This window comes from Vibrio sp. Vb0937, from assembly GCF_033338855.1.
Genome location: NZ_JAWOTK010000001.1, coordinates 790,606 through 804,876, shown reverse-complemented (window position 1 = coordinate 804,876; position 14,271 = coordinate 790,606). Strand labels below are relative to the sequence as shown.

General features: G+C 46.5%; 11 protein-coding genes. 3 read left to right on the top strand and 8 right to left on the bottom strand.

Going from position 1 to position 14,271, the window contains the following annotated elements; all coding sequences use genetic code 11:
• Positions 1-235: 235 nt before the first annotated feature.
• Positions 236-2,470, top strand: coding sequence for a hypothetical protein (locus tag R7P67_RS03535; RefSeq protein ID WP_262653010.1), 2,235 nt, complete (start codon positions 236-238; stop codon positions 2,468-2,470).
• A 141-nt stretch (positions 2,471-2,611) separates the two neighbouring features.
• Entirely contained in the window at positions 2,612-3,607 is a 996-nt protein-coding gene (locus R7P67_RS03530; RefSeq protein ID WP_262653008.1) for an ABC transporter substrate-binding protein, read from the top strand.
• A gap of 82 nt (positions 3,608-3,689) precedes the next feature.
• Here the strand turns inward: R7P67_RS03530 and R7P67_RS03525 are convergent, their stop codons facing one another.
• From R7P67_RS03525 to R7P67_RS03495, 7 genes are all read right to left on the bottom strand, one after another.
• Positions 3,690-4,067, bottom strand: a complete 378-nt coding sequence (locus R7P67_RS03525; RefSeq protein ID WP_031777276.1) for a nuclear transport factor 2 family protein — start codon at positions 4,065-4,067, stop codon at positions 3,690-3,692.
• A 142-nt stretch (positions 4,068-4,209) separates the two neighbouring features.
• Positions 4,210-4,941 carry a DUF3726 domain-containing protein gene (locus tag R7P67_RS03520; protein ID WP_053307776.1) on the bottom strand — a complete coding sequence of 244 codons (732 nt, stop codon included), beginning with the start codon at positions 4,939-4,941 and terminating at the stop codon, positions 4,210-4,212.
• The gene (locus R7P67_RS03515) at positions 4,938-6,674 is read right to left on the bottom strand and encodes a hypothetical protein (protein WP_262653004.1); all 1,737 of its coding nucleotides are present in this window, start codon (positions 6,672-6,674) and stop codon (positions 4,938-4,940) included. The genes R7P67_RS03520 and R7P67_RS03515 overlap by 4 nt, the downstream gene beginning before the upstream one ends.
• 101 nt (positions 6,675-6,775) lie before the next feature.
• The gene (locus tag R7P67_RS03510; RefSeq protein ID WP_005388593.1) at positions 6,776-8,377 is read right to left on the bottom strand and encodes a BCCT family transporter; all 1,602 of its coding nucleotides are present in this window, start codon (positions 8,375-8,377) and stop codon (positions 6,776-6,778) included.
• 109 nt (positions 8,378-8,486) lie between these two features.
• Positions 8,487-9,476, bottom strand: coding sequence for a membrane dipeptidase (locus R7P67_RS03505; RefSeq protein WP_053303711.1), 990 nt, complete (start codon positions 9,474-9,476; stop codon positions 8,487-8,489).
• A gap of 69 nt (positions 9,477-9,545) precedes the next feature.
• A complete protein-coding gene (locus R7P67_RS03500) occupies positions 9,546-11,006 on the bottom strand; it encodes an aldehyde dehydrogenase family protein (protein ID WP_158155277.1) in 1,461 nt (486 codons plus the stop codon).
• Positions 11,007-11,079: 73 nt separating this feature from the next.
• The gene (locus R7P67_RS03495; RefSeq protein ID WP_005375789.1) at positions 11,080-11,478 is read right to left on the bottom strand and encodes a RidA family protein; all 399 of its coding nucleotides are present in this window, start codon (positions 11,476-11,478) and stop codon (positions 11,080-11,082) included.
• 155 nt (positions 11,479-11,633) lie between these two features.
• Between R7P67_RS03495 and R7P67_RS03490 the strand changes: the two genes are divergently transcribed.
• Positions 11,634-12,524, top strand: coding sequence for a LysR family transcriptional regulator (locus tag R7P67_RS03490; protein ID WP_158155281.1), 891 nt, complete (start codon positions 11,634-11,636; stop codon positions 12,522-12,524).
• Between the two features lie 80 nt (positions 12,525-12,604).
• On the opposite strand, the gene R7P67_RS03485 is transcribed toward R7P67_RS03490, so the two are convergent.
• Positions 12,605-13,711, bottom strand: a complete 1,107-nt coding sequence (locus R7P67_RS03485) for an NADH:flavin oxidoreductase (protein ID WP_062730958.1) — start codon at positions 13,709-13,711, stop codon at positions 12,605-12,607.
• Positions 13,712-14,271: the final 560 nt, after the last annotated feature.

The following is a 14,271-nucleotide window of genomic DNA, read 5'->3' as shown; positions in this document are numbered from 1 at the left end:
AATCGAAACAAGGTTAAAATTCTGGTTACTTTTGTGCTTGTGTAGACGGAATTTTGAGTCTTTGAACGTACTACACCCGACGCAGACCTTCTCATTTTTGCCGGGCTTCCCCCCTCGATTTCCGGTAAAGCCTTCTATCGCCGGGTTCCTGATTAGGACTTTGTGAATGGACTATAATTTCTCTTTGTATTCTGGCCCTTAATTCGAGTCATCTAAGTATGAGTGAGATAACCCCATGTTGAAGTCGCATTGTTTTTCTCTCATTGCACTTGCTTCTCTGAGCTTACTTTCTATACCCAGCGTTTGGAGTAGAACAGCAATCGTATTACCTGGGTTGCATGAACAGGGTATTGATCTTCAAGATAAGCCTATCTCTGCTGCCGCTGCACTTGAATGGGAGTTGGATAATGCCGATATCGTGTTTGGAGCTTACGAAAATAAGAGTGATAACGAGCGTGTAAAAGCGCTTGGTTACATGTACAACCAAAAGCTGGAACTTAACTCAGGTTGGCTGGAAAACGATATACGTAACCAAGCAGAACTGAATGGAGTTGACTACGAAGATTTCTTTCTCCACTTTTCTGAAGACACTATCCTAGCTGAAGTCGACTCAAGCCATGGTGAAAATACATTACTCAATCGAAAACCGATGATCGTTGGCTATACCGCCAGCGCTGACCACGCCGGCTTTTGGCTATATCAAACACCGCCATGGGATGCTGACGTATTTGGTCAGGCGAATAATGATGGTGCGCTCTATGTTTATCACTCAGAGAAGTTCGACCGCTTAACCTTTACGTTTTCTCAGTTTGCTCAAGGCGGCAGCTTCACGATTGAATACCCTTCTGCTATCGACTCGTTTGGTCGGGTAACTGAATGGAAAATCTTCGCGATTAAAAAAGACAAAACTGAGAACATGACTAAAAACCAAACAGTAAGCTGGTCTGTTCCTTTGGATTGGGTTCGCGCTACAACGCATGATGGTAGCGGAAAAACTTATGGTGGCGGTCAGTACTTTGGCTCCACCTTTTTACGCGACGGCGGCCGCCTTTACGTTGCGAAAATTACTTGGCATGACGACAACATAGAAAACCGCCCACGTCTCGAAAACATTCAACTCAAAGATAGCTTCCCTGCCGTCAATATCTCAGGAGCACCAACGGAGACACCTGAAGGTCAAACCATTCAACGCTGGCGTAAAATTCGTGGCTTCGACAAATCTGCAGATCGAAACCAAGACAATTATCTTTCTTGGAATGAATACAAAAACCGTTCGAATAAGAATGCAACGGCACGATTTCGTTGGGAGTCACGGGTTATTCCATTTGGTCGTATGTGGAATCAAACCTCTTCTTGGGCATTGACCAATCTCGGCAATCCCGTTTTTACCAATACAATGCGCCACTATTACCAAGATGAATGGGCGAAACAAGGTTTAAATGGTGCGTACAACGACGATACGAATAAGTTACTCGGTGCAAGTCAGTTCTACATATATTCCGGAGGCACAGTGGATGAACTTGGTTTGGTGGCGGGAAGCCAAGCCGCTGACGATGCTTACAAAGCGCAATTCTCGGCGTTTTTAAACAAACTGGCAACACTGGATGCGGATGCGTTAATTGGTCTCAACATAGGCACGGCAAACTTATTCGGTCGTAATGGGCAAAACCACTTGGTTAACGCTGGCTCCTTGTACTTGCGCGAGCACTACCTTTTCCCTGCTACCGGCTTTAGTGGCTATGCTGGCTTGGCTAAATTTTGGGATAACTCTGCACTCGCCAAAGCTGGCCAGAAAGTGATTTATCAAGCGACCACGCGTTATGGTCGCGTTCAATACTTTGGTAACACAGAAAACAATTGGAAACAGGACCAATACTCTGCACTAGCGGTGTTCTACTTAAACTATCACCCTGAGCGCATTTACTTTAATCAGTGGAACAATGGCTACTTATATGGAAGTAATAACACAACAAGTGACAACTTCTGGAAGGCAGGCGTACCAAAGAATATTGCTTATCAACCTAGCGCCTTGCTTGCCGTTGATTTGGGAGAGCCTGCCAATCAAATACCAGAGGGGTATCAGGCGACTCCGCTAATGATGTCCACCAGCACGCCCTATTCCGCCGATTACACGGTGATTGGAAATGCTTCTATGAGCAAAGTAGCTCATCCTGACTTGTCTAATGGCGCTATCGATTTGTTACCAACCCATACGTACTTTGCGTATCACTCAGACGATACGGTAGTGATGCATGGTCCTACAGAGATGGTGTTAGCCCGCGAATTCACCAAAGGCCGAGTGCTGTATCGGACTGATTTCTTTGGCAAGAATATCGATTATTTCTCCTCACCGAAGATAACTATCGCACTTCCAGAGCCTATGCAACCTGTAGATCAAGACGGTAACATCGGCGACTATGTTTCTCATATTGAGATTGGCGGCTACGAAGGAGTGTTCTTGCTGTATTAACGCCCTTTAAACCCTTCTCACCAAACACTTCATAAATCGCCGTTTTTATGCTTAACGTCACTGAAAAAAACTTGTTCACTGAATCTTTATAAACCGATGTATATACTGAAGTAAATGACAACGACAAGGAAATTCAGTCACATGAAGACGACACCTTCAATGCTATCTGTTCTGCTGCTATCAGCATTATCTACTCATGCAAATGCGGACGAATGCGGAAAAATAACCATCGCAGACATGAATTGGAATTCGGCCAGCTTAATGGCGCACATCGACCAATTTGTCTTAAATGAAGGCTACCAGTGCGATGCGGAATTGATCCCTGGTGATAGCGTTCCTACAGGCACCTCTATGATTGAAAAGGGGCAACCTGACGTTGCGCCAGAGTTATGGACAAACGGCATTAAAGAAGCACTTGATAAAGGGATTGCGGATAAACGCTTGCGCATCGCTAGTGAATCGCTTGTCAATGGTGGTGAAGAAGGGTTTTGGGTTCCCGCCTATCTGGTAAAACAGTATCCAGAACTCGCGACGATAGAAGGCGTCATCAAGCACGCCAAACTATTTGAACACCCAGAGGATGATGACAAGTTCGCGTTTTATAGCTGCCCTGCTGGTTGGACATGCCAAATCACCTCCGGTCACTTGTTTAATGCATTAGGGTTAAGTGAGCACGGCTTTGAGATGGTTGACCCAGGATCTGGCGCAGCATTAGCTGGCACCATCGCCAAAGCCTATGATCGCAAAATGCCTTGGTTTGGTTACTACTGGTCACCGACCCCCGTATTGGGCAAGTATGATATGGTCAAAGTGGATTTTGGTAGCGGAACAGATTTAGAAGAGTATCGCAACTGTACCACTCAGCCTGATTGCGCTTCACCAAAAGTAACAATGTACCCACCTTCTCCAGTTCGCACAGTAACAACTGAGGCGTTTGCGAGCAAAGAACCCCAAGCATTCGCGTACTTGCAGAAACGCGGATTTACCAACGAGCAAATGAGTGAAATGCTGGCCTGGATGGAAGATAACTACGCGGACGGTGAAGAAGCGATGTTTTACTTTTTTAATACCTACCCTGACTTGTGGAAAGGCTGGGTATCTGAAGACGTCGCGTTGAGAATCGAAAAAGCGCTTTGATGATTAATACTTAAAGTGCCACAAATCATTTAACCTCCCATACCGTTTGAATAAACGGCATGGGAGACTCGTCAACGACTCGTTAATACATGGTGTGACCATTCAATGTTTCTTTAGGAATCTCTTGCAGAGCGTCCCAATGTTCAACAATCTTCCCATTATGATCAAAACGAAAGAAATCCATCGTCACGTATTCAATATCATTAGGCCATGTTTGGTGAGTGTGTAGTGCCACCAAGTTCCCTTCAGCAATCGCTCGCACAAACGTAATATCTTTATCGGGATACTCGTTTTGCATCCGCTCAAAATACTCGATAAAAGCCTCGGGGCCGTTTCCAACTAATGGATTGTGCTGGATGTACTCATCGCCAACGTAGTCTTCAACCGCCTTTCTTGGATTACCTCGATAGGCGGTTTCGTAAAACGCAATGGCATTTCTTTTATTCTCTTGCAGATCCATTTTTCTTACCTGTGTTGCTCCATCTTGCGGATAACGGTAATCATAGTCTTTGAACTTCAGAAGTGACCAAACATCGTGCACAAAAAAGGCCGCTAAACAGCAGCCTTCATCACTTCTACTTGGAATCATCGCCTTTCATCGCTTAAACCACACCACCAGCACCGAGCATAGAACGCTCACTGTTCTCCACCAGCAACGCGGTTGCGGTTTGTTTCAGTGTTTCCCATTCTTGGTCTTCGACAAAGATACCATTTTGCCAAGAAGCTTGTTGCGTGCGGCTTAACTCATCACCTTCAATGTGGGTGGTATACCCTTGTGCACTTTTCTCGATATCGAAATCGTTCACGGAGAGCTCGATAACCATACTATGCAAATCCGTATCATGCCCATCAAACTGATCCGAGAAAAAGACTTCTGGCGCAATTCGTCCACGGTTTAACACATAAAGCGTTCGCTTGGGACTAGAGCCATTGACCCATTGTGCACGGCACGCAATGCCTTTTGCAGAGAGTTTCAACAACTCACTAAAACCTAGCCAACGGTTATGGCACTGCGTCAACGTGATAGTAATCGACTTACGGTTAATCATTTTCTCAAGTGCGAAATCCAACACAGCGGGTAAATGACACGCTACACTCCCGTTGTGCAGTTCTACCTCTATGTTTGACGGCGTACTGTTGGTCACCGATACGGCGCAGTCTGAATCTAACCCAAGAAACAGACTGGCGTTATTAAAATGACGAACTCCATGTAAGCCAACCATTTGCAAGTCCGCCACCATGTTCGCAATGACATCCGCCTCACCACAGTGACGGCGCATGCCAAGAAATGCCTTATTAACCGCGGCCACCAATTCGTTGTGAGAGACGATCATAATGCAAATCCTCCACTGATTTTTTGATTATCACTTTGCGCAATTTCGTCACGTGGCGGCATGCTAGGGAAAATCCATGTGTCTACCAGTTTAGGGTCGTGAATTTCATCTAACAACGGCGCACCTTGGAAGAAAGTTACTCGAACCCAACGATCCGAGCGCGGATCAAACTTAGTCGCGCCAAAGATCGCCAATTTACAGCGCAGTAAGTGCATTGGTAACGCATCTTTACGCAGCACATTCATTTGAATATCCCCCATCGCACGGTTGCCTAGCGTCCATACGCGACGTGTGATCGAACGATAAGCCGGTTTTTGCAATAGAAACTCTGCTACGGACATTTCTACATCACAGTCAAGCAAGGCCTGGTACAAGCGATTCACTTGTCTGCCGATATCAAGCGGCAGTTCTTTTTCTTCTCCAGCCTCTTCCCCGCGAACACCAAGCCTTGGCTCTTCTTTATCTTGTGAGCGATACCAGAACCAGTAGTTGTTCTCGGCTAGTGAGTAATCCGCATCAATCGCCCAGCGGTACTTGCTTTGCAACACTTCCAGTAAATCTTGGATCTTTTTCCCGCCCGGAATAGATAACGTTTCATCCGTATTCATTTGGCTAGCAAATTCATCCACTAAAGATGGGTAGAGTTCGATCAAGCAAGAGGTGAGGATTTCTTGGGCTTCCACACTCATTGTTTTCTTATGCTCGACCAAACTCGCCCAATTCGGATGTGATGCCATTAACGTTGTTAGCTCTGATAGCAGTTGTTTGATGTCTGATATCGCTTGATGATTGAGCCTGTCTTGATGTTCATTGATGGTGATGACTTGCTCTAAATGACGCTGTGCTTTTTGTAGTAATCCTTGCAAAGGAGCATGGAATGAAGCTTCACATGGCATCGCAAAGACTCGCGCTACCGCACGTTCGCGAGAGGTCATCCATTGGTCAACGATGCACGGGTGATTAATCAAGTATGGAGCCATGCCTAAGCCAGTCGCATTGCCGACACCAAGGTAGCGCTGCAAGCCACGATGCAAAGCCACCGCGTTGTCGCCACCTTGTTGAAGTGCCAGATAGTGCACCCAATCTAGGCTGAATTCACGCAACATATATACGGCACACATTTGCGCACTAAAAGACTGGCTGAAATCTGAGTTGTTCTCTAACAGTTTGAAATCGGCGATACCAAACTTTCCGTTACCATAAACAGCTGTGGTACGCAGGATATAACCCACTTCCGCTAACTCTTTCGGCTCAGGCTGCTCGCCTTGAGAAAGCGCGCTAACAATGTGCTCAAACACGCGCACACTTTTGTTTGCGCGAGCAAGAACAAGTACGTTGTTTGGATTACGTCCCGCTTCTTGCAGCGGTACATTTTCTCGCAATCTTTCCAACAAAGTAACATCAACATCGCCTTGAACCAGTGCAAATGTGACGTCCCACTTTTCAGCAATTACGCGATCATTACGCTCGTCGTCGGCAATTTCATCACAGAATACCACCAAATGATAAACGTGCTCTGGCGTGGTCAATTTGTAAATCACATGACCATAACCACGAGGACAAAGCTGCCACTCATGCTTGGTTACTTGCCAGTTTTGGCTTGCCATATTACGAATCAGACTGCGAACAAAGCTGATTCGGTTTTGGTGCATTGCGCCAAGCCTTTCGGCTGCCATGACAATCGCTGCATCGCGCATAGTTGCTTCCGTATAAGTAGAACGATGTGCATCCATTTTGCTCACCACCTATTTGTTATTGTAAGAATACTAGGGTTTGTGCGGATGCAGGAGGAAAACACCCGCACAAGCTCCACGTTGTTTGAATTGGATAATTGTTATAGCCCTTGCTCTTTCGCCATTTTGATTGCAATTTGTGGCGCATTCCAAAGTGACGGTAACAGAATCAACGAAACCGGAACCGCGGTAATAACAATGAAAGATTGCAGAGCAGAGATGCCGCCAGAGCCAAGGGAAATTAGGATCAATGCCGTCACACCCATCATTACTCCCCAGAAGGTACGGATGATCGCATTCGGCTCCGTTTCACCACTGATCACGACACTGATTGTGTAGGTCATTGAGTCGCCCGTCGTGACGATGAAGATCGTGGTTAAAATCAGAAATAGAATTGAAGTCAGCATTGGCATTGGTAGTTGCTGAGTCACTGCAAGCAAAGCACCTGGCAAGTTAAAGCCCTCAAACGCCGCACTCACGCTACCCGGTTCAGCAATTTCAAACGCAAGGCCTGAGCCGCCCACAATCGTGAACCAAAAACAGGTGGTTAACGGAGCCACAATACTGATGGTGGAAATAACTTGGCGAATAGTTCGACCACGGGAAATACGCGCAATAAAGATTGCCATCATCGGACCATAACCCAGGAACCAGCCCCAAAAAAATACTGTCCACCAACTTAGCCAACCTTCGTCACCGCGATAAGTCGCCATTGGGATAAAGTTATCCAACATGCTTCCTACACCTTGAATGTATCCGTTAAAGATAAAATTCGTCGGACCAAAAAACAGGATGTAAACCATCAATGCCATTGCCAGAATCACGTTGTAACGACTAAGCAGTTGCATGCCTCGGCTTAATCCACTGAGTGCTGACAAGGTGTAAAGCGCAATCGCAAACAAGATGATGATAAGCTGAGTGGTAAAGCCATCAGGGATATCAAACAACGCATTTAACGCGTAGCTAACCTGCAAGCCTAGAAACCCAATTGGCCCGATGGTGCCTGCGGCTACCGCGATAATGCAGCACGCGTCAATCAATGCACCGAGTTGGCCTTTAAGTGCTCGTTCGCCCAAGACTGGGTAAAGCAAAATACGGGGTTTTAGCGGTAAACCTTTGTCGTAATGTAGGTGCATCACCACGATGGAAGTTAAGCTACCTACAATCGCCCAAGCTAGAAAGCCCCAGTGCATAAAGGATTGCGACAACGCATTCACCGCACCTTGCTGCGGGTTATCTTGCGCGCCGTACAAAGGAGGTGGGCTAACATAATGCGCGATAGGCTCAGCCGCGGCCCAGAAAACGCCACCACCAGCCAATAAGGTACAGAAAATAATCGCCATCCAGCGGAAAGAATCCATTTCTGGTTTTGCAATCCCGCCCAACATCACCTTGCCTGTTCGCCCTGCAGCCAAGCCAAGACCAATAAGAAAAGTGAGAAGCAGCAGTAACTGCCAGTATGGACCAAACACCTGAACTGCCCAGCCAAAGCCAGCGTTAACGATCGTAGATAACAGCTCGCCGTCATAAAGTGCAATAGCAACGAACAACGCGATGAAACCACCGCTATACCAAAAGGCCGGGTTATTCAGTCCTAATTTGTCCGTCGTGTTTTCTGTTGTTGATGTGTTGTGTTTTGCTTTTGACTTGCCCGATGACACGCTCATCGTGGAAGCTTTCATGCTATTGGTTAAATCAGACATACTCTGGCTCCAGAGGTTCTTTGCAGCAGCCAAAGACTGGCTACAAATGTGAGTTTTACGCCTGCCGTATTGTTATTATGTGGGCAGGCGGTTCCTACTTTGGGGAATGCTATGAAATAGGCTCTAATCCTTCTTTAAGGAAGTTGAACCAGTTTTCACCCAATATTTTTCCAGCCTCAGATTCACTGAATCCGTGACCCATTAATCCGTTGTAGATGTTCTCCATCCCTGCGCTGCCGCAGAACCATGGCAGCGCATCTGGCCATCCCGAGTTACTTGCTGAACCTTCACCGTAATCCATCGCTTTTGACCAACGCCCGTTGCGCATCCACTCCAACACTTGTTGCGGCTGATTTAGGCACAAATCACTACCGATGCCTAAATGGTCGACGCCAAACATGTCTGCGGTTTTCGCTACCATCTGGCAGAAATCATCCAGCGTGCACTGGCTGCCATTTGGCAAATGGAATGGATATAAACTGAATCCAATCAAACCACCGCGCTCCGTCAGTGCTTTGATCACGGTGTTGGACTTGTTGCGCAGTGCGTCATGCGCAAACGTCGGGTTAGCATGGCTGATACAAATTGGACGCGAAGAGAGCTCGATAGCTTCCAACGTCGAACGCTCCGCGCTGTGGGACATATCAATGATCATCCCGACTCGGTTCATCTCTTCAATCGCTTGCTTACCAAAGCGAGTTACGCCGGAATCGTTTTGTTCGTAACAACCTGTCGCCAGTAAGCTTTGGTTGTTGTAGGTCAGTTGCATGATCAGCAGACCTTGGCGGCGCATCACTTCAATCAAGCCAATTTCATCATCGATTGGTGAGCAATTTTGCGCGCCGAAGAAGATGCCGACTTTGCCTTCTGCTTTGGCTTTTTCTACATCTGCCATTGAATAAATAGGCATGATGAGGTCTGCATTTTGCTCGAAGCGCAAGTTCCACTCAGCAAAACGCGTCAAGGTTTCGCGCGCAGTTTCGTGGTAGACGATGGTGGCATGAACGGCGGTAATGCCACTCGCCTTAAGCGTTTGGAAATACTCTCGATCCCAATTGCAGTACTGCAATCCGTCAATCACAATCCGTTGTTGGTACATAACCACTCCTTAAACAATTTCTTAGCCTTTTCGTGCGGGTAACTGACACCATCAGTTACCCTGCCGATCTTAGTAAGGACGCTGATAAGCGGTTTTCACTACGGTGTAGAACTCTTTGGCGTACTGACCTTGCTCACGAGGACCAAAGCTAGACTCTTTACGGCCACCAAATGGAACGTGATAATCTGTACCCGCAGTTGGCAAGTTAACCATGACGCAGCCCGTTTGGACTTGCTGTTTGAAGATCGCGCTATTACGCAAGCTTTGCGTGATAATGCCGCCTGTCAGGCCAAAGCGCGTATCGTTCGCGACTGCAATTGCCTCATCCAGATCAGAAACGCGAATCACGCTCGCCATTGGCGCAAAGACTTCTTCTTGGTTCACTTCCCAGCCATTCTGTGTATTTAAAAACAGAGTTGGTGACATGTAGTAACCGTCATGCTCTAGGCTCAGACGCTCACCACCGAAAGCCAGCTCCGCGCCTGCTTGGCGTGCGTTTTCGATCCACTCAAAGTTCGCATTCAGCTGGTTACCATCAACAACAGGGCCCATGAACACGCCCTCTTCTAGAGCGTGACCCACTTTAAGTTCGCTCATGCGTTTGATTAGCGCTTCAACATACGCGTCGTGAACTCCGTCCATAACGACAAGACGAGAAGACGCGGTGCACTTTTGACCTGCACCCGAGAATGAGCCTGCGATTGTTGCTTCGACAGCAATCTGAATGTCTGCATCATCTGCCACTACGAGCGCATTTTTGCTACCCATCTCTAGCTGACAACGCACAAAATTTGGTGCCGTTGCCGCTGCAACTTTACGGCCTGTGTCCACAGAACCAGTGAAGCTCACGCCGTTCACATCCTTCGAATTGATAAGGGTATTACCTGCTTGCGAACCGCTACCCAAAACGAGGTTAAACGTGCCAGCAGGTAAACCTTGGCGATGGATAATCTCTGTCAGCGCAACGGCACTTGCTGGGGTTAGGTTGGCAGGCTTCCAGACGACGCTGTTGCCAAACGCAAGTGCTGGCGCGATTTTCCAAGCCGCTGTTGCTGTTGGGAAGTTCCAAGGAGAGATAATGGCGATAACGCCGACGGCTTCGCGAGTAACTTCAACGGAGACACCTGGACGGACGGAAGCAGCGCTATCGCCAATTTGACGCAGAACCTCAGCAGCAAAGTATTGGAAGAATTGGCCAGCACGGTAAATCTCACCTCGACCTTCAGAAAATGGCTTACCTTCTTCACGCGAAAGCAAGGTGCCCAATTCGTCACATCGTGCAATGAGCTCATCACCAATCGCTTGTAGCACTGCTTGCTTGCGCTCGATTGGTGTTTTTTCCCACTCTGGCTGCGCTGATTTAGCCGCTTGAATCGCTTGCTCTACTTGCGACACACTCGCTTGTGCGAAATCGCCAATGTTTTCGCTGATATCAGAAGGGTTAATATTGGCGATGGTGTCCATGCCCGATTGCCATTCACCTGCTATATAGAGGGATTTTTCTGCTTGAACATTGTTAATAAAAGTCATGGTTCTTTCCTTGTTCTTCCGATTTGTGATGGCAAGCCACTCACTCACTGATCTCTAATTATTCTCGTTGGATTTATTCTGGTTGGCTTGCCGACGCGTAGACAACAAACTCCACCAACATCTCTTCTCGCGCTAACCCTGCAACCACCATGGCGGCGCGATTTGGGTACGGCGCTTCAAAATATTCCGCGTACACTTGGTTAACGGTCTTTAAGTATTCTCTGTCAGTCACATAAATCAGGACCTGCAACACCGAGTCCAAAGACTCCCCTGCACACTCCAGGGTGTGAATGAGATTGTTAAAGGTTTGACGTGTTTGTGCTTCGATACCGCCTTCCACAACCGCGCCTGTGTCATCAATAGGAATTTGAGCCGTATACAGGGTTCCGTTGTTGACTATCGCCCATTCAAGCGGCGCTTTAGAAGCAAATAGACTGGTTTTAACTGGGTGTTTTTTAGTAGGAGTATTCACGTGCCTTTCAACCTTTGTAACAGCTTTGTTTCAATATGGTTAAATGATGCACATTGACAGGCGATAAATCTAACGGTAAATTTTTGACATTTGATAAATTAAACTTATCACTCTGTTTAAAATAACGTAAATAAAGGGATTAAGAGGCATTAGGGATGAGTATTAAGCTTCAACAATTAATGCATTTTGTGATGGTAGTCGAGGAAGGAGGCTTTCGAGCCGCTTCACATCGTGCAAATCGTTCTCAGGCGGCACTGTCAACATCGATAAAAGAGCTTGAAAAAATTCTAGGGCAAACGCTGTTTGAACCCGGAAACAAAACCAAATTGACCCCGTTTGGTGAAATTTGTCTGCCCAAGGTGGTTCAGTTTCTCAATATCTACAGTGCGCTGGACAACGATCTCAAAGCTGCCGCGGCCGGACAGCAAGGGAGAGTGCGAATTGCGAGCGTTCCTTCTGTTGCAGCGAAACTCATCCCTAGCGTGTTGGGTGCCTTTTGCGAGCAGTATCCAAATGTAGAAGTAAGCTTGATCGATGATAACGCGGCGGGCGTCGAGGCTCGCTTACTCTCCGGTGAAGTCGACTTGGCGCTCGGTAACCCCTCTCACCTCGATGAGGGCGGCATTGACTTTACGCCGCTGTTAGCCGATCCAATAGGCGTGGTGTGTTTAAAGGACAACCCTATTGCAAGTCATCCAGAAGGAATCGAGTGGCAAACTTTGTCGGAACAACCCTTTATCCGTAACGGCACTTGTACACTTCTCGATCCAACCCCAGCAAGAGCTCTGAGTCAGCAAGCGCTCTATTCGGTCGAAAATATTACTTCACTGTTTTCTGTCTTAGAACTTGGGATTGGTGTCACGACCCTACCGAAGCTTGCTTTCCCAACCAATGAAACACGCTTGGTTTGGATTCCGCTTATCGATCCACCACTTGAAAGGCAAATTGGTATATTTACGTTAACCGATCGCACGATCTCGCCTCAAGCTAAAGCATTTCACGATCTTTGTGTGCATTATTTAAACTATCAAAAAGAAGATAAATAATGGTTCGATTAACATGCGGATAATTAAAAGCCTCCATATTCAGAGTGGAGGCTAATTTGTATTTGTGTATTCGCTTCGTTCTATTTTTTGCGACGATTTCGGTTCTTATACACCACGCAAAAGTTACCACGCTTGGTACGACACTTTGAGCAACGTTCACAATCTACTGGTGCGCGATTGCCTTCTTTCCAACGTTTGATCAACTGTGGCTCAGCCAATAAAGGGCGTGACACAGCAAAAAATTGGATACCTGTGTTTTCTGCAATTTTCTCAATCGCATCAATGTCGCTCAGCCCGCCGACAGTAATCACCGGTATGCTAACGTCCTGACTGATCACGTGACCATATTCGTGAAAGTAACCTTCTTCTTGTAGTGTGTAACCATCGAACGTTTGACCAACAAGTTCGTTTGCTTTGCCGTGAACATTGCCAGATACGATGATCGCATCAACGCCTATTTCTTCAAGTTTCTTGCAGACGACGCGAGTTTCATTGAACGTTAAACCGCCGTCAAAGAACTCTGTTGCCGTCAGTTTAACGAGGATGGGAAATTCGCTTCCAACCAGCTTTCTGGTTTCAGAATAAATTTCTAAAAGAAAGCGCATGCGATTTTCTAAGTCACCACCATATTCGTCTTCGCGACGATTATAGTACGGGCTTAAAAACTGGTTAATTAAATAAGTGTGCGCCGCATGAATCTCTACGCCGTCAAAACCAGCGTCTTGAGCACGTTTACTCGCCAATGCGAATGCCTTTACGATGTAGTCTATTTCGTCCTTTGTCATCGCTTTGCCTTGCGTATTTGTACCACGCTCAGGCACGTCACTCGGAGCGAAGATGACACGCTCACCGACGTTATGGGTGGTTTTGGTGCCACCGTAAGCAATTTGCATCACGATTTTAGAATCTTGTTGATGTACTAGCTCTGTTAGCTTTTTGTATTCTTCAATAAAAGAGTCGTTGTAGATCCCCATCATACCTGCGTTGGGTTTCTCTTCTTCAACGATATTGGCATAACCCGTAACAATAAGCCCAACTTCCCCTTTCGCAAGCGTTTCGTAAATATCGTAAAGCTTTACCGTCATGTGACCATCTTCGGTCGCCATGTTCTCCCACGTTGCGCTTCTCACAAAACGGTTCTTTAGGGTCATGTTGCCAATTCGGGCTTCGGAAAACAAAATGCTCAAAACCAGTCCTCTTAAAGTTGTCTTTATGTTTTATCTTTTCGCAAGTAAACAAGAACGAAAAAGGAACAGCGATACACGATGTATGGCTGTTCCTTCTCTGAATCCTTGAGACCTGCAAACTACAGGCGCACCTTAATGCCTCGGAGACGACAAAACTTTAATCTGGGTTAAGGTTTGGTGAGTTTTTAGATTATGTAAAAGGATGATTCTTAATCGTGTTCATTTCACTGGAGCTAAGGTGCTTCCTCACCCACTTTCAGTCGTAAAACTTTTGTATTTCGCTAGCTGGTGATTCAACTCAAACATTCACATTGTTAGTTTGTATGCTGCTATGGGAACTAGCACTCTCCCCAAATGTTTACATTACAAACTATCGATATTGAATTTTCATATGGCAAATAGAGTTATTGCGCTGTTTATACTTTTTAGCTTAATAGTCACTATCTCTTGGCATTATTACGCGTCAGCGAAAACGTGCTTCACTATGTTTTACACACTGGTTGTTTTTGCTTTTAGATATGAATACGTGATAGTGAAGCTAGAGGAGGAGCAGGAAAAAC

Excerpts from the sequence above, each read along its gene's own strand:
- R7P67_RS03535 (WP_262653010.1), top strand. The coding sequence starts at position 236 with ATGTTGAAGTCGCATTGTTTTTCTCTCATTGCACTTGCTTCTCTGAGC.
- R7P67_RS03530 (WP_262653008.1), top strand. The coding sequence starts at position 2,612 with ATGAAGACGACACCTTCAATGCTATCTGTTCTGCTGCTATCAGCATTA.
- R7P67_RS03525 (WP_031777276.1), bottom strand. The coding sequence starts at position 4,067 with ATGGATCTGCAAGAGAATAAAAGAAATGCCATTGCGTTTTACGAAACC.
- R7P67_RS03520 (WP_053307776.1), bottom strand. The coding sequence starts at position 4,941 with ATGATCGTCTCTCACAACGAATTGGTGGCCGCGGTTAATAAGGCATTT.
- R7P67_RS03515 (WP_262653004.1), bottom strand. The coding sequence starts at position 6,674 with ATGGATGCACATCGTTCTACTTATACGGAAGCAACTATGCGCGATGCA.
- R7P67_RS03510 (WP_005388593.1), bottom strand. The coding sequence starts at position 8,377 with ATGTCTGATTTAACCAATAGCATGAAAGCTTCCACGATGAGCGTGTCA.
- R7P67_RS03505 (WP_053303711.1), bottom strand. The coding sequence starts at position 9,476 with ATGTACCAACAACGGATTGTGATTGACGGATTGCAGTACTGCAATTGG.
- R7P67_RS03500 (WP_158155277.1), bottom strand. The coding sequence starts at position 11,006 with ATGACTTTTATTAACAATGTTCAAGCAGAAAAATCCCTCTATATAGCA.
- R7P67_RS03490 (WP_158155281.1), top strand. The coding sequence starts at position 11,634 with ATGAGTATTAAGCTTCAACAATTAATGCATTTTGTGATGGTAGTCGAG.